This is a genomic window from Mycobacterium sp. SMC-16 (assembly GCF_046250085.1).
Lineage (GTDB): Bacteria > Actinomycetota > Actinomycetes > Mycobacteriales > Mycobacteriaceae > Mycobacterium > Mycobacterium phocaicum.
Genome location: NZ_CP176427.1, coordinates 5,293,004 through 5,319,272, shown reverse-complemented (window position 1 = coordinate 5,319,272; position 26,269 = coordinate 5,293,004). Strand labels below are relative to the sequence as shown.

Sequence of the window (26,269 nt, the reverse complement as noted above, 5' to 3'; positions counted from 1 at the left end):
GTTTGCCGATGACGCTCAGGCGTCGGCGGCATCGAATGGCGGGAATCCGCCATGAGAGGGAACCCGGTGAGAATCCGGGACTGTCCCGCAGCGGTGAGCAGGAACGACCGCCGTCATCCGCACTGGTTCGTATCGAACTGGGAAGCGACGGCCACTAGGTGCACCCGAGGGTGCGTGCCCGCGAGTCCGAAGACCTGCCAGCTGCGCCGGATGCGCCGCGTCCGGCGGTGCATCGCCTCGTGGAATGGGCTGATCGCCGAGGGCGGTTTGTGCTGTCCTCGATGAATGTCCTTGGGCGATGCGCACTTCCGTCGCATTTGAAGGACGTCAGTTGTCAACACCATTCACCGCAACCATTCTCGGCGCGCCCCGCATCGGACCGAACCGTGAACTCAAACGGGCCGTCGAACGCTATTGGGCGGGCCGGATCGACCGGGCCGCGCTCGAAGGTATCGCCGCGGACCTGCGCCGCGATACTCTCGCCGCCTTGTCGGCCGCCGGACTGGATTCCGTTCCGGTCAATACCTTTTCCTACTACGACCAGGTGCTCGACACCGCGGTGCTGCTCGGTGCCCTGCCGAACAGAGTGGGCGGCATCGCCGACGATCTCGACCGCTATTTCGCGGCGGCCCGCGGGACGGCGGACGTCGCACCATTGGAGATGACGGAGTGGTTCGACACCAACTACCACTACCTGGTGCCGGAGATCGGCCCGGACACCACGTTCACGCTGCATCCGGAAAAGGTGCTGGCTGAACTCAAAGAGGCTCAGACGCAGGGGATTCCGGCCCGGCCTGTGATCGTCGGGCCGATCACGTTCCTGGCGCTGAGTAAGGCCGTCGACGGCACCGAGGCACCCATCGGGCGCCTCGGCGAGCTGCTGCCGCTGTACGCCGATCTGCTGGGCCGGCTCGCCGCAGCCGGTGCCGAGTGGGTGCAGATCGACGAACCCGTGTTGGTCACCGACATCCTGGACGGGACTGCCAACGCCGCCGAATTGGCCGAGCGCGTCTACGCCACGCTCGCGGCGGCCGCCGAACGTCCGGCGATCCTGGTCGCGACCTACTTCGGCGAACCGGGGTCCGTGCTGCCGGCGCTGGCTCGTACCCAGATCGACGGATTCGCAGTCGATTTCGTTGCCGGTGGCGACCAGCCGGTGGCCGGCATCCCAGGCCTCGCGGACAAGCTGCTGGTGGCCGGCGTCGTCGACGGCCGCAACGTCTGGCGCACAGACCTCAAGGCCGCACTGGCCCGGCTGGAGACAGTGCAGGAGTCGGCACGTTCGGTGGCTGTGTCCACGACGTGCTCGACGCTGCACGTCCCGTACTCGCTCGATCCCGAGGACGGTCTCGACGACGCGCTCCGCGGCTGGCTGGCGTTCGGTGCCGAGAAAGTCGACGAGGTCGCGACGCTGGCGACGGCGCTGAGAGAAGGCCGGGACTCGGTGGCAGCGCAGCTCGAGGCATCGAACCGGGCGGTCGCGTCGCGCACGCACGACCCGCGACTGCACAATGCCACCGTCCGAGCCCGGCTCGACACGGTCCTGTCCGGCGGCATCGGCCGCGGGCCGGCCGCCGAACGGCGGAAGGCACAGGATGCCCGCGTGACGCTGCCGACACTGCCGACCACCACGATCGGTTCGTTCCCGCAGACCGTCGAGATCCGCAAGGCCCGCGCGGCGCTCGTCGCCGGCGAGATCGACGAGGCCGACTACCTCGACCGGATGAAATCCGAAGTCGAGGCGGTCATCCGGTTGCAGGAGGAGCTCGGCCTCGATGTGCTGGTGCACGGCGAGCCGGAGCGCAACGACATGGTGCAGTACTTCGCCGAACAGCTCGACGGCTTCTTCGCCACCAGGAACGGCTGGGTGCAGTCGTACGGCAGCCGCTGCGTGCGCCCGCCGGTCCTCTTCGGTGACGTCACCCGGCGGCAGCCGATGACGGTCGAGTGGGCGTCGTACGCGCAGACGCTGACCGACAAGCCCGTCAAGGGCATGCTCACCGGTCCGGTGACGATCCTGGCCTGGTCGTTCGTCCGCGACGATCAGCCGCTGGCGGACTCGGCGAACCAGGTGGCGCTGGCCATCCGTGACGAGACCGTCGATCTGCAGTCTGCAGGCATCGCGATCATCCAGGTCGACGAGCCGGCGCTACGTGAGCTGCTGCCGCTGCGAAATGCCGACAAGGCGGCTTACCTGAAGTGGGCGGTCGACGCGTTCCGGCTCTCGACGTCAGGCGTCAGCGATGCCACGCAGATTCACACGCACCTGTGCTATTCGGAGTTCGGTGAGGTGATCGGTGCTATCGCCGATCTCGATGCGGACGTGACGTCGATCGAGGCGGCCCGCTCACACATGGAGGTCCTCGACGACCTGAACGGCATCGGGTTCTCCAACAGCGTCGGCCCCGGTGTGTACGACATCCACTCGCCGCGGGTACCCACTGCCGGCGAGATGGCGAAGTTGCTGCGCCGTGCGCTGGATGCCGTTCCGGTAGAACGGCTCTGGGTGAACCCGGACTGCGGTCTGAAGACCCGGAAGACCGACGAGGTGACCGAGTCACTGCGGCACATGGTGCAGGCGGCGCGGTTGGTCCGGGCCGAGTAGCACGCCGATGACTGTGCTCCGGAATCTGATTCAGGTTCCGGAGCACAGCTCATTCCAAGGTCCTCCGGGGCTCCGCCCGAAATAAATGCGGCTGCCGATGCCTTGTCCTTGCTGGGCTGGTGCCGGAAACCGATTGGAGACGAATCGATGTCGCGAGTAGTGCAGTTCGCCGAATACGGCACACCTGAGGTCCTGCGGGTGGTCGAGGCCGAACCACCGGCTCCCGGACCCACCCAGGTGCGGATCTCGGTACGTGCCGCGGGCGTCAACCCGATCGACTGGAAAATCCTGGGCGGGTACATGCGCGAACTGATGCCGCTCGAGCTGCCCGCCGGTGTGGGGTCCGACGTGGCCGGCGTCGTCGACGCCGTCGGGTCCGAGGTTACGGAGTGGGCGGTCGGCGACGAGGTTCTGGGGCGGTCGACGACAGGTTCGTTCGCCGATCTCGCGCTGGCGGAAGCTGCCGAGCTCGTCCGGAAGCCCGAGGGCGTCAGCTGGGAAGTGGCGGGCTCGCTGGCCGGCGCCGGCGGTACGGCCTACGCAGTGCTCAAGAAGCTCGGTGTGAAGGCGGGTGACACCCTGCTCGTCCACGCGGCCGCCGGCGGCGTGGGTACCTTTGCCGTTCAACTCGCCAAGGCTCAGGGCGTCAATGTGATTGGCACGGCGGGTGAATCCAACCACGAATACCTGCGTTCGCTCGGCGCGACGCCGGTCACCTACGGCGATGGTCTGCTCGACAGGGTCCGGGCCGCCGCACCCGACGGGGTCGACGCCGTTCTCGACGCCTCTGGCCGCGGCGAGATTCCGTTGTCGATCGAAGTCACCGGCGACCCGGCGCGTGTTCTCACGCTCGTCGCCTTCGACAAGGCCGACACCGGCATCCAGGTGCACGCCGGTGGTTCCGGAAGCGAACTGGGCGCCGCCCTGCGGGAACTGGCGACGCTGGTCGCGCAGGGGCGCCTTGCCGTGTCGATCAGCGAGACGTACCCGCTGACCGAAGCCGGTGCCGCGCTGTCGGCGAGCACGACGGGCCATGTGCACGGCAAGCTCGTCGTCGTGCCGTGAACATGCCCTCGATCAGCTGACGACCACCAGCAGGTCGTTACCTTCGACGCTTGCAGTGGGAGCCACCGCAATCCGCGTGACCGTGCCGGCGTTGGGCGACGTGATGGCGGCTTCCATCTTCATCGCCTCGATGGTGGCGACGGTCTGCCCGGCGCTGACCTGCTCCCCCACCGACACTCCGATGGTCACCACACCGGCGAACGGCGCCGCAACGTGGCCGGGGTGGCCGCGGTCCGCTTTCTCGGCGGCCGGGACTGCGCTGTCGATCGAGCGGTCCCGCACCAGGATCGGGCGTAGCTGACCGTTCAACAGGCACAGCACGGTCCGCATGCCGCGATCGTCGGGTTCGGAGATGGCTTCCAGCCCGATGAGCAGCTCGACACCCTTGCCCAGCTTGACGCGGTGCTCTTCTCCGTGACGTAGCCCGTAGAAGAACTGGTTGGCGCTCAGGCTCGAGGTGTCACCGAATTGTTCTCGGTGCGAGAGGAATTCGCGAGTGGGCCCGGGGAACAGCAATCGATTGAGGGCGGCCCGACGGGTGGAGCCGGGCTCCGCCAGTTCGGCGTAGTCCTCGACGGTGAGTGGGCTCACCGGTCTCGCCTCGGACCTACCTCGAAGGGCCTTGCTGCGCAACGGCTCCGGCCAGCCGCCGGGCGGGTCGCCGAGCTCGCCACGCAAGAAACCGAGCACCGAATCCGGGATGTCGTATCGGTCCGGATCGGCCGCGAACTCCTCGGCACTGGCTCCCGCGCCGACCAGCGCCAGCGCCAGGTCGCCGACCACCTTGCTCGACGGGGTCACCTTCACCAGCCGGCCGAGGACATGATCCGCTCCGGCATAGGCATTCTCGATGTCCTCGAACCGTCCACCAAGGCCGAGCGCGGCGGCCTGCGTGCGCAGGTTGCTCAGCTGCCCACCCGGAATCTCGTGGGTGTACACGCGACCGGTCGGGGACGGCAGGCCCGCCTCGAACGGCGCGTAGACGCGGCGCAACGCCTCCCAATACGGTTCCAGGTCAAAGACATTCGACAACGACAGGCCGGTGTCGTGCTCGGTGTGTGCCGCAGCCGCGACGATCGAACTCAGCGCCGGCTGGCTGGTGGTGCCGGCCAGTGGTGCTGCGGCTCCGTCGACGGCGGACGCACCGGCCTGCCACGCCGCAAGGTATGTCGCCAGCTGGCCACCCGGGGTGTCGTGGGTGTGCACATGGATAGGCAGGTCGAAACGGGAACCCAACGCCGACACCAGAGTTGCGGCAGCGGGCGGCCGCAACAGGCCGGCCATGTCCTTGATCGCCAGCACGTGCGCACCGGCGTCGACGATCTGCTCGGCCAGCTTGAGCCAGTAGTCCAGCGTGTAGAGCGTCTCGTCCGGATCGGACAGGTCGCCGGTGTACGACATCGCCACTTCGGCCACCGCGGAACCGGTTTCGCGCACCGCGTCGATCGCCGGACGCATCGAGTCGACGTTGTTCAGCGCGTCGAAGATCCGGAAGATGTCAATCCCGGTCGACGCAGCCTCCTGGACGAACGCCGAGGTGACCGACACCGGATACGGCGTGTAGCCCACGGTGTTGCGTCCACGCAGCAGCATCTGCAGGCAGATGTTGGGCATCGCCTCCCGCAGAGCAGCCAACCGCTCCCACGGGTCTTCTCTGAGGAACCGCAGCGCCACATCGTAAGTCGCGCCGCCCCAGCACTCGACCGAGAGCAGTTGCGGAGTCATCCGAGCGATATACGGTGCCACCTTGACCAATCCGGAGGTGCGCACTCGGGTCGCGAGCAGCGATTGGTGGGCGTCGCGGAACGTGGTGTCGGTGACCCACAGTCGCGGCGATTCCAGCAGAGATTGGGCGAAGCCTTCCGGCCCCAGCTCGGTCAGCAGCTGCTTGCTGCCCGCCGGCGGAGGGGCGGACAGGTCGATCTCGGGCAGCTTGTCCCGTGGATACACCGCCGACTGACGCACGCCGTGCGGCTTGTTCACCGTCACGTCCGCGAGGTAGTTGAGGATGCGCGTGCCCCGGTCGCCAGAGGCGTGCGCCGTCAGCAGCTGCGGCCGCTCATCGATGAATGATGTCGATACGTTGCCTGCGGCGAAGTCCGGGTCGTCGAGAACCGCTTGCAGGAACGGGATGTTCGTCGATACCCCGCGAATGCGGAACTCGGCCAAGGCGCGCCGGGCCCGCCTGACTGCGGTCGCGAAGTCCTGGCCCCGGCAGGTGAGTTTGACCAGCATCGAATCGAAGTGCGCGGAGATCTCCGCGCCGACGTTGGTGCCGCCGTCCAATCGCACCCCGGCACCGCCGGGACTCCGATAGGCGGTGATCCGGCCGGTGTCGGGCCGGAAGCCGTTGGTGGGATCCTCGGTGGTGATGCGGCATTGCATGGCGGCGCCACGGATCCTGATGCTGCCCTGACTGAGCCCGAGATCTGCCAGCGATTCTCCGGCCGCGATCCGCAACTGCGAGGCCACCAGGTCCACATCGGTGATCTCTTCGGTCACCGTGTGTTCGACCTGAATGCGGGGATTGCACTCGATGAACACATGGTGCCCGCGCTCGTCGAGCAGAAACTCGACTGTGCCGGCGCAGAAGTAGCCGATCTGGCTGGCGAATCTGACTGCATCAGAGCAGATTCGATCCCGCAGTTCGCCGCTCAGATTCGGGGCCGGCGCGAGCTCGATCACCTTCTGGTGCCGACGCTGGACGCTGCAGTCCCGTTCGAAGAGGTGGATCACCTCGCCGGTGCCGTCGGCCAGGATCTGCACCTCGATGTGGCGGGGATTGAGTACCGCCTGTTCGAGGTAGACGTTCGGGTCACCGAACGCAGACTCCGCCTCTCGTGACGCCGCTTCGATGGCCTCGGCCAAGCCGGCGGGCTCGGTCACCCGGCGCATGCCGCGACCACCGCCACCGGAGACTGCCTTGACGAACAGCGGAAAGTCCATAGCGGCAGCGGCGGTGAGCAGTTCGTCCACCGATGCCGACGGCTCCGACGAGGTGAGCACCGGTAGGCCGGCGGCCCGTGCCGCCGCGATGGCACTGGCCTTGTTGCCGGTCAGCTCCAGCACGTCGGCTCCGGGACCGACGAACGTGATACCCGCCGCCGCGCATGCCGACGCCAATTCCGGATTCTCCGAAAGGAATCCGTACCCCGGGTACACGGCATCGGCGCCGGACAGCTGGGCGACCCGGATGATCTCGGGCACCGTGAGGTATGCCCGTACCGGGTGACCCGGCTCGCCGATCTGGTAGGACTCGTCGGCCTTCAATCGATGTGGAGAATTCCGATCCTCGTAGGCGTACACCGCCACCGTCGCGATGCCCATCTCGTAGGCGGCCCGGAAGGCCCGGATTGCGATCTCACCGCGGTTGGCTACGAGGACTTTTCGGATTGCGCGCTCAGGCAATGGAACGCTGTGGTCGGCCCGAGTACTCGCTCAGGGGACGGATCAGTGCGTTCGACGCCGCTTGTTCCATGATGTGTGCGGTCCAGCCGGTGATGCGGCTCATCACGAAAAGTGGCGTGAAAACCGGGATGTCGAATCCCATTAGGTAGTAGGCCGGGCCGGTGGGGAAGTCGAGGTTCGGCTTGATCTTGGTGGCGGCGAACATCTCCCGCTCCAGCACGTTGTAGATGTCCAGCCATCGCTGGCCACCGCGAGCTGCCACTACCCGCTCGAACGCAGCTTTCATCGTCGGCACCCGGGAGTCGCCGTTCTTGTAGACCCGGTGCCCGAAGCCCATCACCTTGTCCTTGCGGGACAGCTTGCCGTGCAACCATTTCGCTGCGTTGTCCGCAGAGCCGATCTCCAACATGTCGTGCATGACGGCTTCGTTGGCCCCGCCGTGCAGGCAGCCCTTGAGGGCGCCGATGGCCGCGGTCACCGCGCTGTAGATGTCCGACTGCGTCGAGGTCACCATCCGGGCCGCGAACGTGGACGCGTTGAAGCTGTGCTCGGCGTACAACACCATGGATTGGCTGAACGCTTCGACGATCGCCGGTTCAGGGACCGCACCGAAGCACATGTGCAGGAAGTTCTCGGCGTATCCCAGCTGGCTGTGCGGTGGGATGGGCGAAAGTCCTTGCCGGCGAGGGATATCGGCGGCGACGATGGTGGGCAGTACGGCGAACATCCGCAGCGACTTGGCGTAGTTGGCTGCCGGGGTGCTGATGTCCTCTTCCGGGTCCTCGGCTCCCAGATAGCTGATCGCAGTGCGGACCACATCCATCGGGTGGCAGCTCTCGGGCAGCTTGGTCAGCAGCGAGTACATCGACCGGTCGACCCGACGGGACGCCCGCTCGCGCTGGCAGAACAATGCCAGCTCCTGGTCGGTGGGCAGTTCGCCGTGCCAGAGCAGGTAGGCGACCTGCTCGAACGAGCAGCGTGTCGCCAGATCCTGCACGGGATAACCCCGGTAGGTCAGGCTGTTGGTCTCGGGCACGACCTTGGAGATGGCGGTGGTGTCGACGACGACGCCGGCCAGGCCCTTGTGGATGTGGGGCGGTTGAGTGGTCATGATTTCACGTCCTGGAGGGTGAAATTGAAGATGTCTGAATCGAATTCGTTGTATTCGGCATAGCGCAGCAGCTCGTACAACCGGCTGCGGTGTTGCATATGGTCGAGGAGGCCGGCTTGGGTTCCGGCGGTGTAAATTTCACGCAGGCCGGCTTCGACTGCGTACATCGCCAGGCGCAGCGTGGTGACCGGGTAGATCACCATGTTGTAGCCGATGTCGGACAACTGCTGAGCCGTCACGAGTTCCGACTTGCCGAACTCGGTCATGTTGGCCAGCAGGGGAGTGTCGACCGCCGCGCGGAAGCGCTCGAATTCCCTTGCGGTGGAGAGTGCCTCGGTGAAGATCAGGTCGGCACCGGTATCGGCGTAGGCCTTCGCGCGGTCGATGGCCGCGTCGATGCCCTCGATCCCGGCGGCATCGGTGCGCGCACAGATGACGAAGTTCGGGTCCCGGCGCGCGGCGACTGCGGCGCGTATTCGCTTGACCATCTCGGTGGCCGGCACCACGGCCTTGCCGTCCAGATGGCCGCAACGCTTGGGGTTCACCTGGTCCTCGAGATGGCAGCCGGCCAGCCCGGCATCTTCGAGAATCGTGATGGTGCGTGCGGCACTCATCGGTTCACCGAAACCCGTGTCGGCGTCCACCAGCGTGGGTAGGTCGGTGGCCGCGGCGATCTGGGCACTGCGGCTTGCCACCTCACTCAGGGTGGTCAACCCGATGTCGGGCAGGCCCAGGTCGGCCGACAGTGCCGCGCCCGACACGTAGATCCCCTCGAAGCCGATGTCCGATACCAGCTTTGCCACCAGTGGCGAGAATGCGCCCGGATAGCGTTGCAGCCGGCCGGAATTCAGGCCCGCTCGCAGCGCCGCCCGTTTGTCGGCCGCGGAGACCGTCGAACCCAGAAGGCCGCTCACCGGAAGATCCCGGAAGGAATCGTCGGCGCCTTGTCCAACACGATCTGGTCGACCCGCAGGTTGAGGGCGTCGAGGCTGCCCGGCTTCATGGTCGCGAGGCCGTCGACGACGGACAGGAACCGCGCCTGCTCGGCGTCGGGGACCACGCCGTCGGCGAGCGCGGTGAACTTGTCGCGGTACTGCGCGCGTTGGAACGGGCGCGCGCCCAGCGGGTGGGCGTCGGCCACGGCCAGCTCGTCGACGATCACTTCGCCGCTCTTGAGTGTCACCACAGCCTTGGCGCCGAACGCCTTCTCGGCGGGGTCATTCGAGTGGTAGCGGCGGGTCCACTCCGGGTCCTCGACGGTCGAGATCTTGTGCCACAGCTCGATGGTGTCGGGCCGGTGTGCCCGCTCGGGAGCGTAGGAGCGCTCGTGGTGCCATTCACCGTCCTGTAGCGCGACCGCGAAGATGTACATCACCGAGTGGTCCAGCGTCTCACGTGAGGCGTCCGGGTCGAATTTCTGCGGGTCGTTCGAGCCGGTGCCGATGACGACGTGCGTGTGGTGGCTGGTGTGCAGCACGATGGTGGCGATCTGGTCGAGATCACCGATCTGCGAACGCATCCGGCGGGCCAGGTCGATGGGGGCCTGGCTCTGGTACTCGGCGCTGTGCTCTTTGGTGTAGCTGTCCAGGATGGCCAGTTTCGGTTCGCCGGGACCCGGTAGCGGCACCCGATAGGTGTGCTCGGGCCCGGACAACAGCCAGGCGATGACGCCGTCCTCGCCTTCCCAGATGGGCGCCGGGGACCCCTCACCGCGCATGGCCCGGTCCACGGCCTCGATGGCGACCTTGCCGGCCAGCGCCGGGGCGTATGCCTTCCAACTGGAGATCAGACCCTTGCGGGACTGGCGCGTGGCGGTGGTCAGGTGCAGCGCCTGGCCGACCGCGGCGTAGATCGTCTCGGGGTCCAGCCGCAGCATGGTGCCGAGGCCGGCCGCGACGGACGGGCCGAGGTGCGCGACATGGTCGATCTTGTGTTCGTGCAAGCAGATTCCGCGCACCAGGTCCATCTGTACCTCGTATGCGGTAGCGATGCCGCGGATCAGGTCGGCGCCGCGGACGTCGAGCTGCTGGGCCACCGCGACCAGGGGCGGGATGTTGTCCCCCGGATGCGAGTACTCGGCGGCCAGGAAGGTGTCGTGGAAGTCGAGTTCGCGGACGGCCACCCCGTTGGCCCACGCGGCCCACTCGGGCGAGTAGGTGCCGTCGATGCCGAACACCGTGGCGCCGCGCGACGTGCGGTGTGCCTGCGCCTGGGCCCTGGCGACGGTGACGGGGCGCCGGATCACCGACGCGGCGGAGACCGCGGCGTTGTCGATGATCCGGTTGACGACCATCGCCTCGACCTCGCGTGTCACGGCGACAGGATCGGCGGCGACCTCCGCGATCTTCCACGCCAGGTGTTCCGAGCGGGGGAATTCCTCGGCGCTGCGTCGCGTGCGTACCTCGTGTGTCTGCATGATTCGCACGCTACGCAGCTGATCGAGAGCCGGAAAGGCCCTGCAGATGCGTAATCGTGCGTCCTTGGTGGCTGCGGTTTGCGAACTTTGTGTAAGTCACCGGAGTTAGGCTCGCGGCAGTGGCAAAGACATTCGTGGGCGCGCGTCTGCGACGGCTGCGCGAGGAACAGGGCCTGACGCAGGTCGCGCTGGCGCGCGCCCTCGATCTGTCCACGAGCTACGTCAACCAGCTGGAGAACGACCAGCGCCCGGTGACGGTGCCGGTGCTGCTCGCCCTGGCGGAGCGGTTCGATCTGCCGACCAACTACTTCGCCCCCGATTCCGATGCCCGGCTGGTTTCCGACCTGCGCGAGATTCTCGCCGACACGTCGGCGACCGCCGGCCAGATCGAGGAGCTCGTGGCGAGGATGCCGGCGGTCGGTCAGATGCTGGTCAGCATGAACCGCCGCTTGTTCGATGCCACAACCGAACTCGACGCCATGCACACCCGCGCCACTGTCGACGCGTCGGCGCCGTTGCCGCAGCCGATGCCGTTCGAAGAGGTCCGCGACTTCTTCTACGACCGGAAGAACCACGTCGGCGAACTGGACGCCGCGGCCGAGTCGTTGTTCGACCGGTTCGGCATGCGGCTGGGCGGTCTGGACGCGCAACTGGCCGACCTGTTGATCGCAGAGCTCGGCATCACCGTGGTCATCGACGACGGGGACGTGTTGGGCCCCAACGCCAAACGGTTCTACCGGGAGGACGTCGGCGTCCTGTACCTGGCCCGTTGGCTCCACCCGGGGCAGCGCGCGTTCCAGCTGGCCACCCAGCTGGCGCTGTTGATGTATGCCGACCTGATCGCGGCGATTGTGGCCGGCGACGGCCAACTGAGTTCCGAGGCAAGGGAAGTCGCGCAGATCGGGCTGGCGAACTACTTCGCCGGCGCGTTGCTGATGCCGTATCGGCTGTTCCTGGCGGCGGCCGAGGACCTTCGGTACGACATCGACCAGTTGGCGCGCCGGTTCGAGGTCGGATTCGAGACCGTGTGTCATCGGCTCTCGACGCTGCAGCGCCCTGATGCCAGGGGTGTGCCCTTCATCTTCGTGCGCACCGACAGTGCGGGCAACATCTCGAAACGTCAGTCCGCCACGGCCTTTCACTTCTCTCGGGTGGGTGGCAACTGCCCGCTGTGGGTGGTGCACCAGGCCTTTGCGAGACCGGGCGAGTTCATCACCCAGGTGGCGCAGATGCCCGACGGGCGATCGTATTTCTGGATCGCGCGCACGACGACGTCGACCCCCAGCCGGTTCCGGGGACCGCGGAAGCGTTTCGCCATCGGTCTCGGTTGCGACCTCGCGCATGCCGGCAGGTTGATCTATTCGGCCGGCATCGACCTGGCAGACCCCGAGGCCGCGGTGCCGATCGGTGCGGGCTGCAAGATCTGCGACCGGCCGGCCTGTCCGCAGCGGGCGTTCCCTTACATCGGGCGACCTGTGCAGGTCGATCCGCACACCAGCACCGATTTGCCGTACTCGCCGGTCGAATCGGACTAGTTGTGCCGCTTGACTTTTCCAAATTTTCAGATTCGGAGTTGATTCATGCCATTGACGACCATCGCTCTCGAGCTGGTGCCACCCAACATCGAGTTGGGCCCGCGGTTCGCGATCGACGAGGCGCACAAGGTGTTGGCCAATGCCGCGGCGGTCGGCCTTGAGGGCCGAATTCGGCACGTGATGATCCCGGGGATGGTCGAGGAAGACGGCGACCGCCCGGTCAAGATGAAGCCGAAGATGGACGTCGGGTCTGCTGCACGAATAGGTGACATCTGAGTTGGCTTGCCCAGCATGGGCGGGCTGGAAGGATGTCCCCATGGCAAGGCCCTACCCCCGCGAGTTCCGCGACGACGTCGTCCGGGTCGCTCGCAACCGCGATGACGGTGTAACGATCGAGCAGATCGCCACCGATTTCGGAGTGCACCCGATGACGCTGCAGAAATGGCTCCGTCAGGCCGACATCGACGAAGGCACCAAGCCCGGCAAGAGCGCCAGCGAGTCCGGTGAGCTGCGCGAAGCCCGACGGCGGATCAAACTGCTAGAGCAAGAGAACGAGGTGCTGCGTCGGGCCGCAGCGTATTTATCGCAGGCCAATCTGCCGGGAAAAGGGTCTACCCGCTCGTGAAAGAGCTCGCCGCCGACGGGATCCCCGTCGCGGTGACGTGCCGGGTACTCAAGCTCTCCCGCCAACCGTATTACCGCTGGCTGGCCGACCCCATCACCGAGGCCGAACTCATCGAGGCCTACCGCGCCAATGCGCTGTTCGACGCGCACGCAGACGATCCGGAGTTCGGCTACCGCTACCTCGTGGAGGAGGCGCGCGATGCCGGCGAGCCGATGGCCGAGCGCACCGCATGGCGGATCTGCTCGCAGAATCGACTGTGGAGCGTGTTTGGTAAGAAACGCGGCAAGAACGGCAAAGTCGGGCCGCCGGTGCACGACGATCTTGTCGAGCGTGACTTCACCGCTGAAGGGCCAAATCAGTTGTGGCTCAGTGACATCACTGAGCACCGCACCGGTGAGGGCAAGCTCTACCTCTGTGCGATTAAGGACGTGTTCTCCAACCGGATCGTCGGCTACAGCATCGACTCCCGAATGAAGTCACAACTGGCCATCCGGGCACTACACAGCGCGGTAGCCCGACGCGGAGATGTCGCGGGGTGCATTCTGCACTCGGATCGCGGATCTCAGTTCCGGTCAAGGAAATTCGTACACGCCTTGAATCAACACGAGATGGTCGGCTCTATGGGCCGTGTCGGAGCCGCCGGCGACAACGCCGCCATGGAGAGCTTCTTTAGCCTGCTGCAGAAGAACGTGCTCGACCGCCGCCGCTGGGACACCCGAGAACAACTCCGCATCGCGATCGTCACCTGGATCGAGCGCACCTACCACCGGCGCCGCCGCCAGTCCGGCCTCGGGCGGTTGACCCCGATCGAATTCGAAGCAATCATGACCACACCGGCCAGTCAGGCCGCGTGACCGAAACTGTCACCTGATCGTGCAGCAGACCCGTCCTCGACTTCTGGCAGTTGATCAAACCGGAGCTGCCGGGAATGCAGGGGCTGTGTACGCAGGTGACGTCCTTCTTGACGAAGGACGCATTGGCCGAGCGGCTCGATGTACTGCAGGACGCGGACTTCGATGGCATTGCCTTCGTCGGTGTCCCGCGCACCATAAGCGACGGCGACGGGGTCGGGGTGGCTCCGACCGATGCGCTGTCGATCTATGCGGACCGGGTGGCCAACCGCGGCGTCATCCTGATCCCCACCCGCGGTTGGGAAATCGGGCGCTTCGATTTCAAATGTGCGCAGGGTGCCACCTACGACATGACCCAGCTGCTGTACTCCGATGCGATCGTGGGCTTCCTGAAGCACTTCGCGGTGACGACTGAGCATCGTCCCGAGATCCTGTTGTCGTTCGGGTTCGTCCCGAAGATCGAGTCGAAGGTCGGCCTGATCAATTGGCTTATCCAAGACCCGGGCAATCCGGTGGTCGCCGCCGAGCAGGAGTTCGTGGCGCGACTGGCCGGCGAGGAGCCGGCAGTCAAGCGGGCGCTGCTGCTCGATCTGTACAAGCGCGTCATCGACGGCGTCGCTGACCTCGGTTTCCCGATCAGCATCCACCTCGAAGCTGCGTACGGGGTGTCGAAGCCGGCGTTCGAGACATTCGCCGCGATGCTGGACTACTGGGCCCCGACATCCAGTAAGCGGGCGCGGAAAGCGGAGTAGCGTCAATTGCTTCGGTTAGGCGACGACAACGGTAAACCTCATAGGATCGCTATGAACTCCTCACTCGCGAGTATCTCGATGTCGAATTCGTTGGCCTTTGCGCGTACAGCCTTGTCATCAGAAACGATCGCCCAGGTCTCACCAAAAAGCTGCTGCTCCCGCTCCCTTGTGGCATCGACAGCGCACGCGACGATCAACGGATCAGCGTTACCCTGGTTGGCGTACAGGTCCACAAGCTTCTTATCGCCGACAGGCACGGTTGCCATGACCTCGGCAAGAATCACAAGAACGCTTCCCGTCGTCTTGTACTCGACATCGCTCAGTTGATGAATGTCAGGGAACCAGCGTGCCCCATAGAGCACCTCCGTCGGAATCCGACAGTTCTTCCGGAAAAACCCGCTCGACCGCTGCTTTCGTGTCAACTTCGACAATGCGTTGCAGTCGATGAGGTACCGATTATCTTTCACCGCAACGCCTCCCGGAATGTATTGATCTCGGAAGGCTTGATTTTGTTGAGGCATACCGTTCGGCAAAAATCCCTAGCCGTCAGCTTCTTGGCATCGAGCGCATCGAGCATTCGGACAGAGAATTCGCGACCGTTGTATTTGCGAATCGCGTTGACTGCCTTGGGTGCACGAACCTGTGGGCGTAACCGATTTTCATACTCGGCCCTCAATTCCCCCAAGTAACCATCTGCCACTTCGGGCTTGATCAGCTTCAGGCGCATCGCTCTGACCACAACAGCACTCGGAGTGGTCATGAAGAGGTCGGCCGCCGACTTCATTGCTTCAAGCGACACAAGTTCGGCCGCATTCATCATCGTGGCCGGCATCAACATCTCACCGACGATGTCGTACTCGCGTTCTGGCGTCGGCGCCAAGCTTGATCCGTCGTAGGTAACGGGTGCAAATATCTTGCGCGCCACCAACACCGCCATAAGAACAAGGGTGAAAATCTGTCGCCCGGCGGGTTCCTGATAGTCACCGTGGTCTCCGCCTGCAAGGAAGATGTACGGAACCTTCGCATCTTTGATCGTCATCCCACTGAAGGCCACGCCTTGAAGGCGCTGCGGCATAAAGTTATTCACGCTCCGAGCCACCAATACCTGATGGTCCTCGAGGTGCCGGATCAATAGCTCAAGAGCAGCTTCTTTCGTATTTGCTGTTCGGATCGAGCCCTCACCAAAGCCCAGCGCATCGCTCAGGATCTGCGCATCGTGCGCCACCGTCCTGCCAGGTTTCCTGAGTAGCCCGACAATCTGATTCTCAACCAAAGTGCGGTCGTACTTCTTCAACATTTCTTGCTTGCGCAGCAGATCCTTCACGATCAACTCGATGTCACGCAGCTCAACCGTTGCCCGGGAGTTCAGCGAGAAGGTGTCCTTGGTCAGGCCCTGGAGCAGTTTCTCGGTCTTCGCCTCCAGTTGCGCTTGAACTAAGGCATATGGTGCGAAGAACAACGAATACGGGATGTCGCCCACGCGTGCCAACTCGACCAGCGCGGAGAACGAAATCACATTCTTCTCAAGTGCTTTCGTATAAGGCGCACGGCCGCTGGCGACCGAATTCTCCAAAAGATCGACGAATACTCGCCTGTCGATCTCGACATGGCGGCTTTCAAGCACTACGTCCATCCGTATTACCTCGCCTATTGCCCGGCCTCTTCGGCATACCGCGGCGCCAGCGATTCCATCTGGTTCATCACCGCCACGATCGCGGCCGGCTGCTGATCCGGCGGGTATCCGTACTTGCGCAGCAACCGCTTGATCGACGCCCGCAGTTTGGCCTTCACATCCTCACGTACAGTCCAGTCGATACGGGTGTCCCGACGCATCGTGGCAACCAAATCCCTTGCGATCTGGGCGAGTACGTCGTCACCCATGACGTCCACCGCTGACGGATTCTGGGTGACAACGTCGTAGAACGCGAGTTCATCGGTGGCCAGCGGCGGTGTGAACTGCTTGCCGCGGTCCGCTTCGGCCACCACTTCCTCGGCCAGCTCGACCAACCGTGCGATCACGTCGGCAGCAGTCAGCTGCTGATTGGTGTACTTGGTCATCAGCTCATCGATGCGCTGCGAAAACAGCTTGCTGCGTACATCATTGCCGCGCGTGGACTCCCGAGCCTTCTCCAGCAGGCTGGCTTTGAGTGCCTCGATGGCCAGGTGTGCCTTGCTCGGCTTCTGGGCGTCTTCCACCCACGCCGGGGTGAGGTGATCGAGTTGCGGCAAGTCCAGTCCCGCGGCGCGATAAATGTCGACGACGCCGGTGGTTTCGGCGGAACCGACCACGATTTCGCCCAGCAGTCGCTTGATGTCGTCGGGGATGGGCTCGCCAGCGGCAATACGGTCTCGTGCGTCGAGCTTCGCCATCCAGCCGCGAACTTCTTCGTAGAACCGCACATCGGGGCGGACGCGCTCAAGTTCGGCGTCGCGGTCGGTATGGCCTCCGGTCAGAGCCCACGCTCGGGTCAGCTTCGCTGACAGATCCCGGAACGTGTCGGCAAGCTGGCGTGCGGAAGGATCGTCGGGGTCGACATTGCCCGGTGTAGCCGGCGACCGGAGCATGACGGTGACACCGAGAGCAGCGTCGTACCAACCCCGTTTTGGGTCGGACCGCACAACGTCACGCCATTGCTCACCGACCAACGTGTGCAGCTTGCCCAACAAGTCGTAGACGACGGCAGCGGCCTCAGCCATGTTCTGGCCCACCAGTTTGTCGCTGACATCTCTGGTGTTGCGGGTGAATTCGGCCAGCGCCTTGGTCAAGTTATCCACCAGAGGTGAATACGCGACCAGTAGCCCGTCCAGCTTGCCGCGGTAAGTGCGGTTCACTCGGGCCAGGGTCTGCATCAGCAGCGCACCCTTGAGGGGACGGTCGATGTAGAGCGTATGCAGAGCCGGGGCGTCGAAACCGGTCAGCATCATGTCCTTGACGATCACGATTTCGAGTTCGTCGTCCGGATCTTTGACGCGCTGTTTGACCGCGGCGATCGCACTTGGTCGGCGCAGGTGCTTGGTGATTTCGGGGGTTTCGCCCGGTGAGGCCGTGTACACGACCTTGACCACGCCCTTGTCGTCGGCGTCGTCATGCCAGTCCGGGCGCAGCTCAATCAGTTCCTTGTACAGGCGCGCGGCAATCGACCGGGTGGCGCAGACCACCATGGCTTTGCCTGGGCCGCCGATGAAAGGCCGCATCAGCTCTCGCCGGGTTTCCCAGTGCCGCACCAGATCTGCGGCCAGCTCGCGTACCCGGTCGGGCGCTCCGTAGACGGTGTCGAGGACGGCCACACTCTTTTGCAGCCGTTCCTTGTCCACTTCGTCGAGGCCGGCGGTGACTTCTTCTGCGGCATCGTCGATCTGGTCGTCGCCCACACCGTCGATGCGGGCGAGTTTGATCAGCCGCGGCTCGAACAGTACCGGCACGGTTGCGCCGTCGGACACCGCGCGGTGCAGGTCGTACACATCAATGTCGTCGCCGAAAACCCGGCGGGTGTCGCGCTCTCCCTCGGCGATCGGGGTGCCGGTGAATGCGATCAGGGTGGCGTGCGGCAGTGCGTGCTTCAGGTGTGCGGCGTAGCCGTCGAGGGTGTCGTAGTGGCTGCGGTGTGCCTCGTCGGCGATCACGATGATGTTGCGTCGCGGCGACAGCAACGGGTGGTCGGACCCAGCTTTGCGTTCGTCGTCGGTCAGCCCGAACTTCTGCAGAGTCGAGAAGTAGATGCCGCCGCTGCGGGTGTCGGTGAGTTTCTGGCGCAGCTGGTCGCGGCTGGTGACTTGCTGAGGGTGTTCGGGCAGCAAGGTGCTGACGTTAAACCCGTCGAAGAGTTGGCTGTCGAGTTCGGTGCGGTCGGTCAGCACGATCACCGTGGGGTTGGCCAACCTCGGATGGCGCATCACCTTGGCGGTGTAGAGCTCCATTTCCATCGACTTACCCGAGCCCTGGGTGTGCCACACCACACCAGCCCGGCCGTCGCTGTCGACGGCCTCGACGGTACTGCCGACCGCCTTGGTGACGGCAAAGTATTGGTGGGGCTTGGCAATTCGCTTCCGCAGACCGGAAGCGTCCTCGTCGAAGGCGGTGAAGTCACGCAGCAGCTGGCCGAATCGCTCGACGTTGTAGACCCCGGCGAGGGTGAGGTCCAGCTCCGTGGCGGGCTCACCGTCGGCGGCTGGTTCGCCGTACTCGACCGGGTGGCCATCGTCGTCGACGTTCCACGGCGCGAAGTGATTCCACGGCGTGAACGGTGTGCCGTACTGGGCGTTGATGCCGTCGGTCACCAGCACGAAGCAGGTGAAGCGGAACGCCATCGGGAATTCGCGCAGGTAGGTCTGCAGCTGGTTGTAGGCGGTCTCGGCGGTGGCGCTCTTGGTGCCGGCTTGTTTGAGTTCGATGATCGACAGCGGCAGGCCATTGATGTACAGCACGATGTCGAAGCGGCGTTCGTGTTCGTGGCTGCGGATCGTGACCTGGTTGACCGCCAGGTAGCGGTTCTTGGCCGGGTCGGCGGACATGAACCGGATGGTCGGGTTCACTTCGCGGCCGTCGTGATCGATGTAGCTGATCCCGCGGTAGCCCTCGGTGAGGATCTTGTGCAGCCGGAAGTTCTCTGTGATGGCATCTTGGGATTGCGGCGTGGTCACCTCGGCATAGGCCTGTAGCAAATACTGTTCGGGCACATCATGATTCAGATTTCGTAGCGCGGTTTCGACCGCGCCGCGCAGCACGATGTCATGCCAGTTCTCGCGCTCACCGGAGCCCGGGGCAATCTCCTTGCCGCTCTTGTATTCCCACTCGATCTCGCCGAGCTGGTCGAGAGTCCACTGCTCCCAATATGCTTCGTTCATTACGCCGGTCACGGCACATCTCCTTCGGGGTGGTGCTGTTCGAATTCGGCCCGCGAGCGGGCAAGTTCGATAGCGAGGGCCTTTTCGTCGGGCAGCACCACTCGGTATTCCGACGCCAGGACTTTGTTCGGCAGCCCGTCGAGGGCGTAGCGGGCTTCATCTGCACCCTTCTCGGCGCATAGGATCAGCCCCACCGGCGGGTTCTCACCGGGTATGGCCCAGTGTTCGCTGGCGTAGTTCAGGTAGAGGTGCATCTGCCCCGCGTCTTGGTAGCTGAACCGGCCCAGTTTCAGGTCAATCAGCACCAATGCCCTCAGCCGACGGTGATACATGACCAGATCGACGCGGAACCAGGTGTCATCGATCCGGAGTCGTCGCTGGCGGGCGACGAAAGTGAAGTCTCCACCGAGTTCGAGCAGGAAGTCGGTCAGGTGAGCGATGAGCCCTGCTTCGAGGTCAGTTTCGGAGTATTCGTCCTTCAAGCCGAGAAATTCCAGCACGAAGGGGTCTTTGAGCGCCATCTCCGGTGGGGTCGGCTCATCGTCGGGCACGCCCCTGTTGAGCATGCCGACCTTGTTGGCCGACAGTGCCGTGCGCTCATAGAACATCGAGTCGATTTGCCGCGCTAACTGCCGGACGGTCCAGCCGCCCCGCAGAGCCTCGGCCTCGTAGAAAATGCGGGCGTTCTCGTCCCGCACCGACAACAGCCGCACGTATGCTGACCAAGGTAGCTGGAAGGCCTTGGCCAGGGTGGCGGGGTCGATCTGACCATTTGTTGGAGCACCAGATTTTCCAGACACTGTCTGGAAAATCTGCTCGGGAGTCCAGACCAGCCGGAACTGCCGCATCTGGTAGAGATTCTGCCTGGCGAAACCTCGACCAAACCTAGCCGTCAAGTCTTGCGCGAGCCGCTTCAGAAGTTGTTTGCCGTATTCTGCGCGTTCCAGCCCGCCCTGCTCATCCTCAACGATTCGATGGCCGATTTGCCAGTAGGCAACCGTCATCATCGTGTTCACGCTCCGGGCGGTTGCGGCACGTGCATCGTTCAGAACCAGAACGATGTCGTTCAGTACATGTTCATAGCTGTCATTCGCTGCTACCTCACCTGGCATTGATCGGCCGCCTTGAGTTGCTGGTCGACAGATGACGGGCACCCTGTGTCAGCAATTGTGCGAGTTGTATTTGCACAATTTGTGCAACGCTGCGTTGCACAAATGCGATATCCGTCCAGGCCACCGCGAAGGCGCGCCGTTGACCGGCCTGTACCGTATCAGCGACGGCGTCCAACAGCTCGAGGCGCCACGGTGAAATCACGCTTTTTAGCTGTGGCACAGGGGAATTCACGTCATCGTCCATCTCTACAGCATCTCTTCCGCCTTGGCTGCGGCCTGCTTGACGTTGACCTTGCCGTTCATTAGGAGTGGGAGGAGTTCGTCGCGGGTCGTAGCCAATTTCAGGTTTTCGCGCCGCAGCGACGCCTGAAGCTGCCTGAGAGGGTTTGCGACGTTTTCGAATTCGTCTCGGCTGAGCGCTGCTACATCAGGCACCGGCGCATGCGTAAACGCCTCGGCCCGAACAGCTGGGTATGCGCTCCCTTCAGCAACCGACTCAAGATACTGTTGAAACGCTGGCTGGCGCGCCGCTTCGTAGAGGAATGCCGGGCCACACTCGCGCGGACTGATAACTGCAAGGCCAGTTGAGGCTACGAGTAGCGGGTCATTGTCCAGAATCAAACTGTGCGACCGGCGGTTTGGACGGACTGTCGACCATACGACGTCTCCCCTCGCCAGCCCCCGTCGTGCACGACTCGGAGCAGTGTTCCAATCCGTGGTGCATGGAATCTCGTGGTCCCCGTCTCGCACGGCCGCAATATCGAGATAGCGCAGTTCTCCCGCTGGGCGGGGTTTCACCGCGACCCGGTTGATGTCAGCGATAGTTCCGAGCTCTGTAGTTCGCGATGAAGCAAATTGATAATCAAAGATTGCTCCGAGAAGCTCATTGATAGTGCTTGCGGTCCGACGGTTCGCCGCGATCTTGTCGTCCAGCGCGCCGACGACCTCTGCGACGGCGTCCTGGGTATGTCGGGATGGCATTAACAGATTTATTGCTTTGGCTTCTGGATAGTAGAGGGTCTGATGAGTTGATCCGGTGGCCCACCGCCGGATGCTGTCAGATTCGACCATCAGCGCATATCGCAGGTAGTTGGGATTGAGTTCGGTGCCGCAGACCCAATTGACGAAATCTTGACTGGTGCACATAGGGATAGCCATCTGAACTACATAGCCGACGGAAGCTGTACGCGATAAACACACAGTCCCGGCTGGCAGAAGTCGAGTGGATGAGTTTTCGACACCCAACTGCGACACTTGCTGAAACGTATCGCCAATGATCTCGCCGTGATGCGATGTCGCATCCTTGATCCCTACCCAAGGGATTCCGCCATTCCAATAGTCATCCCGGCCACGGCTTGGCGTATGTCCAGATTCAAGTCTGGCGACCGCACTCAGTGGTGTCCACTCATAGCCGACGGTTGTGAAGGTCCGTGGGTTTCCAATGCTCAGGACCCCATTTCCAGGAATCACTGCCGTCGTGGCTTCCCTGCCCCCCGTAGCAGTTGAACGACTCATTGTGCGATCCGCTTCAGCTGTTCGCGGACCACCGCATCGAGCCGCGCCGACTCGTCCAGGGCCGTTGTCAATTCCTTTGTCAGCCGGGCGATCTTCTCGTCGATCGGTTCACCGTCAACCTCACCCTCGGCTGCACCCACATAGCGTCCTGGGGTCAGCGCGAAGCCGGCAGCCTTGATCTCGTCGAGCGTTGCAGTCTTGCAGAACCCGGGGACATCGTGGTAAACGTCGATCGCCGACTCGCGGCCGCGCCAGGCCCGGAACGTGTTGGCGATGCGTTGAATGTCGCCTTTCTCGCCATTAGAAAAGGCCCGCTCCACCCGGTCAACCATGTAGCCGAGTTCGCTGGCGTCGATGAACAGCACCTGTCGGCTGCGGTCGGTCTTGCCTGCCTTACCCGCAGACTTGTCCTTCGCGAAAAACCAGACACACGCGGGGATTTGGGTCCCACGGAATAGCTGTCCGGGTAGCGCGAGAATGCAGGAAACCACGTCGCCTTCGACCATGGCCTTGCGGATCTCGCCCTCACCGCCGGTGTTGGAGGTCATGGTGCCGTTGGCCATCACCACGCCGGCTTCGCCATGTGCGGTCAGCTTGCTCAGAATATGTTGCATCCAAGCGTAATTCGCGTTCCGCGCGGGCGGCACACCGTAACGCCAGCGCGGATCGTCTTCGCGGCGTACCCAGTCCTTGATGTTGAACGGCGGATTGGCCAGCACATAGTCGGCCTTGATGTCCGGATGGATATCGCGGGCGAAGGTGTCCTGCCACACCGTACCCAGACCCGCGGTGTCGATGCCGTGGATGGCAAGGTTCATCTTGGCCATCCGCCAGGTGCGCTCGTTGAATTCCTGGCCGTAGACCGCGATGTTGGTCGGGTCCTCGCGATGGCGTTCCAGGAACTTCTCGGCCTGCACGAACATGCCGCCGGACCCGCAACATGGGTCGTACACCCGCCCCGAGTGCGGTTCCAGAATCTCGACCAGCGTCCGCACGATCGACTGCGGCGTATAGAACTCGCCGCCCCGCTTGCCCTCGGCCTTGGCGAACTTGTCCAGGAAGTATTCATAGACTTCCCCGAGTAGGTCGCGTGCTTTGGAGGCCCCGCCGCCGGCGAAACGCGCGGAGTTGAACAGGTCCAGCAGTTCACCCAGTCGCCGTTGATCAACGTTGTCGCGGCCGTACATGGTCGGCAGCACGCCACGCAGTGACTCGTTGGCGTCCATCAGGCCACGCATTGCCTCGTCGATCAGATTGCCGATCGACTGGGCATCATTGCTGGCCGATGCCGGAATTCCCTTAGCGTGCTTGGCCAAATACTCCCAACGGCACTCACGTGGCACCCAGAACACACCACTGCCGGTGTATTCGTCTCGCTCCTCCAAGGTTTCGCTGATGAAATCCTCGGGCTCACCAGCCAGTTCGGCGGCGAGTTCGCCACGGCGTTCATCGAACGCGTCGGATACATACTTGAGGAACACCAGACCGAGCACTACGTCTCGGTACTGGGAGGCATCCATCGAGCCACGCAGCTTGTCGGCGGCCTTCCACAAGGTGTCCTTGAGTTCCTTGCTGGTCGACGGTGCGTCCGCGGCCTTCGCCTTTACCTTCGCCATGCGGCGTTGCCCTCCTCATTGGGTTCCTTGATGTGCGCAGTCAGTGTGCCAGCGGCCAGTCCGTTCACCAGCTCGTTTTCTAGTGCGTCGAGAGCCGCCAGCTCCGCCGTGAGCGCGGCCCGGTGCTGCGCGCACCGTTGCAGGCTCAGGTCCAGCGCACCGCCCGCGTCAGCCGGGATCACCCGCACGGTCCACGACGTCGTGTCGGTGCCGCGCTGGGCGCAAATGTCGGCGGCCAGCACCTCGGGCAGCAGCCGAAAGCGGCTGTGCCTACGGGTCATACAGCGCACGATCCGAGCCGGGGCCTGCACCACGTGACCGCCGACCTCGTCGACGATTGCGTGCGGCGCGCCCGTCGGCACGAAAACGACATCGCCCGGCTCGGTGAACCGTGCCCGCGGCGCGGTGGACTCCAGTGTGAGCCGGTCGATTCGACGCGCACCGACCGGCATATATCCGCGGACCTCGTCTGTGCCGATGACCGCGACGGTGCCCGCCCCAGCTGCGTGACAATCCTTGGGTGACAGCCGAACACCTTTGAGCACCTTCGCCAGTCGGTCGGTGCCGGTGGTTGCCGATGACCATGGCAGCGGTGCCCTGAGCTGATCAGTGACCGAGGCTGCTAGGTCGATGTCGTCGATCAGCCGGGCCGATGACTGGGAAGCCAGCTCCCAGATTCGGCTCAGGGCAGCACCTTTCACCTCAACATCGGGTTCGCACACGGGCCAGCGCAGCTGGCGGCGGCGCAGCACCGTTGAAGTATCGCGGGCTGCACTGCGCAAGAACGAGTGCTTGCCCACGAGACCCGACACTGCCGCAACCACATCGGCTGCCGTGGCATCGACTTCGCCGGCGTTGAGCGCGTGGTCGGAGTGGTCGGCGTACGTTGTCCATTGCGGTGCGCCGGGTTCGGCCGGCGCGAGCACCCACATCGCCAGACGGCGGCGGCCACCGCCGCGGCACATACCCTTCGGTAGGCGTGCCACATAGCGCAATGGAGCAACGTAGTGGTCGCCCCGGACGAGTGCTGCGAAGCGGTGCCGCTCCGCAGCACCGTCAAGGGGATCGACCAGAAGCGTTGCGGGGCCGATGATTACCGCCCGGCCGCCCGGAGCGAGTTCCATGGCAACATCGGCCACCCAGTTGAAGAAAGCCGCAGCATCAGCCGGGGTGGCTGCGGCCCATTGACCGACGATGAGCGAGGTTGCAACCTCGTCGCTGTCGGTGGTGATCGAGCGAAGGTTTGCTCCGCGGGCGTCGAGGCTGCGCCAGGCGGCCCGCTGCCATGGGGTCTTGAGCAGGTGATCGGCTACCCCGAGCGTGGGGCGCTCAGTTTCATCGAAGGCGGAGAAGGCGCCGTTGACGAGCATCAGGCCGCCGGTGCGTTGTGGAACCACCATGCCTGGCGTGGTGCGGGACAGCTCGGCCAACATGGTGTGCAACAGGTGCGCACCCTGTTTGGTGAGCACCTCCGCGCCGCCTTGGGTGCGAGCCAACGCGACCATGCGGTCCAGCACCCGCGCGGCACTGAACCCGGCTTCGGCCAGTCGGTCGATCTGTGAGACGAGGGCTTCGTCGTCCAGCAGGGCGAACGCCGTCTTCAGCGGTAGGAGCGCGTCGTGATCGGCGGTGATGATTTCCGAGAAGATGGCTTCCGCCGGCAACCCTGCCAGGGGTTCGCCGAGCTTGGCGTGTAGCAGGAGCAGCAGTGATGCGTCGTCGAGCCGATCGGCAGCGGCGTCCAGCAGCGAAGAGTGGACCGCCGCGTCGTCGGCGGCGTGTGGGTTGTTCCCTCGCCCGGTGTTGCGGAACCACTCGGCAACTTCGGCGGCGTCGAAAATGAGATCGGAGTCGGCGATCGGTTGAGGAAACGGATCGCCCGACTGGGCGTAGCGGCCGCGCCAGACGGTGACCACTGGGCGCGCGACATCGGCAAGGTCGGCGATGTCCTGCATCGACAAGGTGTCCATCAGCTCTCTCCTTCCCTGGCGGTCGACTGCGTTTGATGTACAGCCGACGTTAGAGCCACAGTGGACACTTGTCATGTAGTTATTCGATAAGACCGCTTATCAATGCACTTTTTGCTGGTACTACGGGTACGGCGCACTGTGGACGGAGTCATGTCGCCGGCCCAGGAGTAGGCAGTGAGTCGTCACAACCGCCGATGCAACTCGGCAAAACCGCCGCATAGGCATGCCACTCAGCCTCGCCACCACGGCGTCTGTTCGTGCGGCAAAGTCCGATTCCCCGACCACGTGGCGGCGGTCGCAGCGCTTCATGATGCCGCCACACAACGACACTTCGCGGCCCAGGACGGCGCAACGACCAGGCGTCACGAAGTCCGCAGCTACAGCTGCAAGGAGTGCAAGGGATGGCATCTCACGTCAAAGCCCCACCGGCGCAACGAAATCAACGCGAATCGCTGGTTGGAAGACACACGATAAGTCCGCTCGCGTTGCTGAACTCGGCGCAGCGAAGCCCAGGTTCCTGCCCGAACCCTGCGACGCTATCAGCGATGGTGTTGTGCGACGACCGCCCCTTTGTGGGTCGCACTGTGGTTTCCGTGAATTGGCCATCGGCGCAACAGTATTCGCTCGGGCTGAGTGATGCTCCGAGCTGCGCATGCCGCCTGGATTGGACTGGATGGGGTACACGTTGAAGTCGATTCTGCCCGTTTGTGGGTGCTCAACGGGCGATCCGATACCACGCCGTCGGCCGTAAGCACACTGTCGCCCCTGCCGGGCGGTCGCCCGGCCAGGCCATCGATGCCACTGTCACGTCTTGCCGAACCAGTTGGTTCGGGATTACAGTCA

The 26,269-nt window shown here is 64.1% G+C and carries 16 protein-coding genes, 2 pseudogenes and 1 riboswitch; of the genes and pseudogenes, 6 read left to right on the top strand and 12 right to left on the bottom strand.

The annotated features are described in order from the left end of the window. Positions 1–6: 6 nt before the first annotated feature. Positions 7–217, top strand: a riboswitch (cobalamin riboswitch). Positions 218–331: 114 nt separating this feature from the next. Next, the gene (metE, locus tag ACJEIK_RS25955; protein WP_409430497.1) at positions 332–2,605 is read left to right on the top strand and encodes a 5-methyltetrahydropteroyltriglutamate--homocysteine S-methyltransferase; all 2,274 of its coding nucleotides are present in this window, start codon (positions 332–334) and stop codon (positions 2,603–2,605) included. 147 nt (positions 2,606–2,752) lie between these two features. Beyond that, entirely contained in the window at positions 2,753–3,670 is a 918-nt protein-coding gene (locus ACJEIK_RS25950; RefSeq protein ID WP_226519871.1) for an NADP-dependent oxidoreductase, read from the top strand. Positions 3,671–3,682: 12 nt separating this feature from the next. Here the strand turns inward: ACJEIK_RS25950 and ACJEIK_RS25945 are convergent, their stop codons facing one another. From ACJEIK_RS25945 to prpD, 4 genes are read right to left on the bottom strand one after another with little or no spacing between them, the layout of a single operon-like run. Then, positions 3,683–7,063, bottom strand: coding sequence for a pyruvate carboxylase (locus ACJEIK_RS25945; RefSeq protein WP_409431761.1), 3,381 nt, complete (start codon positions 7,061–7,063; stop codon positions 3,683–3,685). A gap of 7 nt (positions 7,064–7,070) precedes the next feature. Further along, positions 7,071–8,189 carry a bifunctional 2-methylcitrate synthase/citrate synthase gene (locus ACJEIK_RS25940; protein ID WP_226519869.1) on the bottom strand — a complete coding sequence of 373 codons (1,119 nt, stop codon included), beginning with the start codon at positions 8,187–8,189 and terminating at the stop codon, positions 7,071–7,073. Then, positions 8,186–9,103: a methylisocitrate lyase gene (gene prpB / locus ACJEIK_RS25935; RefSeq protein ID WP_226519868.1), complete on the bottom strand. Its 918-nt coding sequence runs from the start codon at positions 9,101–9,103 to the stop codon at positions 8,186–8,188. Before prpB ends, ACJEIK_RS25940 begins: the two co-directional genes overlap by 4 nt. Beyond that, the gene (gene prpD, locus ACJEIK_RS25930; protein ID WP_226519867.1) at positions 9,100–10,605 is read right to left on the bottom strand and encodes a 2-methylcitrate dehydratase PrpD; all 1,506 of its coding nucleotides are present in this window, start codon (positions 10,603–10,605) and stop codon (positions 9,100–9,102) included. The genes prpB and prpD overlap by 4 nt, the downstream gene beginning before the upstream one ends. Positions 10,606–10,724: 119 nt before the next feature. Between prpD and ACJEIK_RS25925 the strand changes: the two genes are divergently transcribed. The 4 genes and pseudogenes from ACJEIK_RS25925 to ACJEIK_RS25910 all read left to right on the top strand — a co-directional run. Then, complete coding sequence (locus ACJEIK_RS25925; protein WP_226519866.1) at positions 10,725–12,140, top strand: short-chain fatty acyl-CoA regulator family protein; 1,416 nt, start codon at positions 10,725–10,727, stop codon at positions 12,138–12,140. Between the two features lie 45 nt (positions 12,141–12,185). Continuing rightward, positions 12,186–12,386, top strand: a pseudogene (locus tag ACJEIK_RS25920) (mycobacterial-type methylenetetrahydrofolate reductase); the annotation flags it as partial. Positions 12,387–12,456: 70 nt separating this feature from the next. Next, positions 12,457–13,619 (top strand): IS3 family transposase gene (locus ACJEIK_RS25915; protein ID WP_099156389.1). Its coding sequence is split into 2 segments (ribosomal slippage): positions 12,457–12,741 and positions 12,744–13,619, totalling 1,161 coding nucleotides; the frame shifts between segments, so codons are not numbered across the junction. A 32-nt stretch (positions 13,620–13,651) separates the two neighbouring features. Next, a pseudogene (locus tag ACJEIK_RS25910) lies at positions 13,652–14,368 on the top strand (mycobacterial-type methylenetetrahydrofolate reductase); the annotation flags it as partial. 38 nt (positions 14,369–14,406) lie between these two features. Here ACJEIK_RS25910 and ACJEIK_RS25905 read toward each other — a convergent pair. Genes ACJEIK_RS25905 through ACJEIK_RS25870 form a run of 8 tightly spaced genes read right to left on the bottom strand, consistent with a single transcriptional unit; the run spans position 14,407 to position 25,426 of the window. Then, on the bottom strand, positions 14,407–14,835 hold the full coding sequence (locus tag ACJEIK_RS25905) for a hypothetical protein (RefSeq protein ID WP_409430496.1): 429 nt from the start codon (positions 14,833–14,835) through the stop codon (positions 14,407–14,409). Then, positions 14,832–16,001, bottom strand: coding sequence for a hypothetical protein (locus ACJEIK_RS25900; protein ID WP_226519863.1), 1,170 nt, complete (start codon positions 15,999–16,001; stop codon positions 14,832–14,834). Before ACJEIK_RS25900 ends, ACJEIK_RS25905 begins: the two co-directional genes overlap by 4 nt. A gap of 14 nt (positions 16,002–16,015) precedes the next feature. Continuing rightward, positions 16,016–19,213, bottom strand: a complete 3,198-nt coding sequence (locus ACJEIK_RS25895) for a type I restriction endonuclease subunit R (RefSeq protein ID WP_226522277.1) — start codon at positions 19,211–19,213, stop codon at positions 16,016–16,018. A gap of 8 nt (positions 19,214–19,221) precedes the next feature. After that, positions 19,222–20,325, bottom strand: a complete 1,104-nt coding sequence (locus ACJEIK_RS25890) for a YhcG family protein (protein ID WP_226519862.1) — start codon at positions 20,323–20,325, stop codon at positions 19,222–19,224. Continuing rightward, entirely contained in the window at positions 20,315–20,569 is a 255-nt protein-coding gene (locus ACJEIK_RS25885; RefSeq protein WP_226519861.1) for a hypothetical protein, read from the bottom strand. The genes ACJEIK_RS25890 and ACJEIK_RS25885 overlap by 11 nt, the downstream gene beginning before the upstream one ends. A gap of 2 nt (positions 20,570–20,571) precedes the next feature. After that, entirely contained in the window at positions 20,572–21,840 is a 1,269-nt protein-coding gene (locus ACJEIK_RS25880; RefSeq protein WP_226519860.1) for a restriction endonuclease subunit S, read from the bottom strand. After that, positions 21,837–23,456, bottom strand: a complete 1,620-nt coding sequence (locus ACJEIK_RS25875) for a class I SAM-dependent DNA methyltransferase (RefSeq protein WP_226519859.1) — start codon at positions 23,454–23,456, stop codon at positions 21,837–21,839. Before ACJEIK_RS25875 ends, ACJEIK_RS25880 begins: the two co-directional genes overlap by 4 nt. Continuing rightward, positions 23,444–25,426, bottom strand: coding sequence for a DNA-binding protein (locus tag ACJEIK_RS25870; RefSeq protein WP_409430495.1), 1,983 nt, complete (start codon positions 25,424–25,426; stop codon positions 23,444–23,446). Before ACJEIK_RS25870 ends, ACJEIK_RS25875 begins: the two co-directional genes overlap by 13 nt. Positions 25,427–26,269: the final 843 nt, after the last annotated feature.

What these genes read in the sequence shown, in the direction of transcription:
- ACJEIK_RS25895 (WP_226522277.1), bottom strand. Translation starts at nt 19,213, where the DNA reads ATGAACGAAGCATATTGGGAGCAGTGGACTCTCGACCAGCTCGGCGAG.
- prpD (WP_226519867.1), bottom strand. Translation starts at nt 10,605, where the DNA reads ATGCAGACACACGAGGTACGCACGCGACGCAGCGCCGAGGAATTCCCC.
- ACJEIK_RS25950 (WP_226519871.1), top strand. Translation starts at nt 2,753, where the DNA reads ATGTCGCGAGTAGTGCAGTTCGCCGAATACGGCACACCTGAGGTCCTG.
- ACJEIK_RS25870 (WP_409430495.1), bottom strand. Translation starts at nt 25,426, where the DNA reads ATGGACACCTTGTCGATGCAGGACATCGCCGACCTTGCCGATGTCGCG.
- ACJEIK_RS25940 (WP_226519869.1), bottom strand. Translation starts at nt 8,189, where the DNA reads ATGACCACTCAACCGCCCCACATCCACAAGGGCCTGGCCGGCGTCGTC.
- ACJEIK_RS25900 (WP_226519863.1), bottom strand. Translation starts at nt 16,001, where the DNA reads ATGGACGTAGTGCTTGAAAGCCGCCATGTCGAGATCGACAGGCGAGTA.
- ACJEIK_RS25890 (WP_226519862.1), bottom strand. Translation starts at nt 20,325, where the DNA reads ATGCCAGGTGAGGTAGCAGCGAATGACAGCTATGAACATGTACTGAAC.
- ACJEIK_RS25875 (WP_226519859.1), bottom strand. Translation starts at nt 23,456, where the DNA reads ATGGCGAAGGTAAAGGCGAAGGCCGCGGACGCACCGTCGACCAGCAAG.
- ACJEIK_RS25885 (WP_226519861.1), bottom strand. Translation starts at nt 20,569, where the DNA reads ATGGACGATGACGTGAATTCCCCTGTGCCACAGCTAAAAAGCGTGATT.
- ACJEIK_RS25880 (WP_226519860.1), bottom strand. Translation starts at nt 21,840, where the DNA reads ATGAGTCGTTCAACTGCTACGGGGGGCAGGGAAGCCACGACGGCAGTG.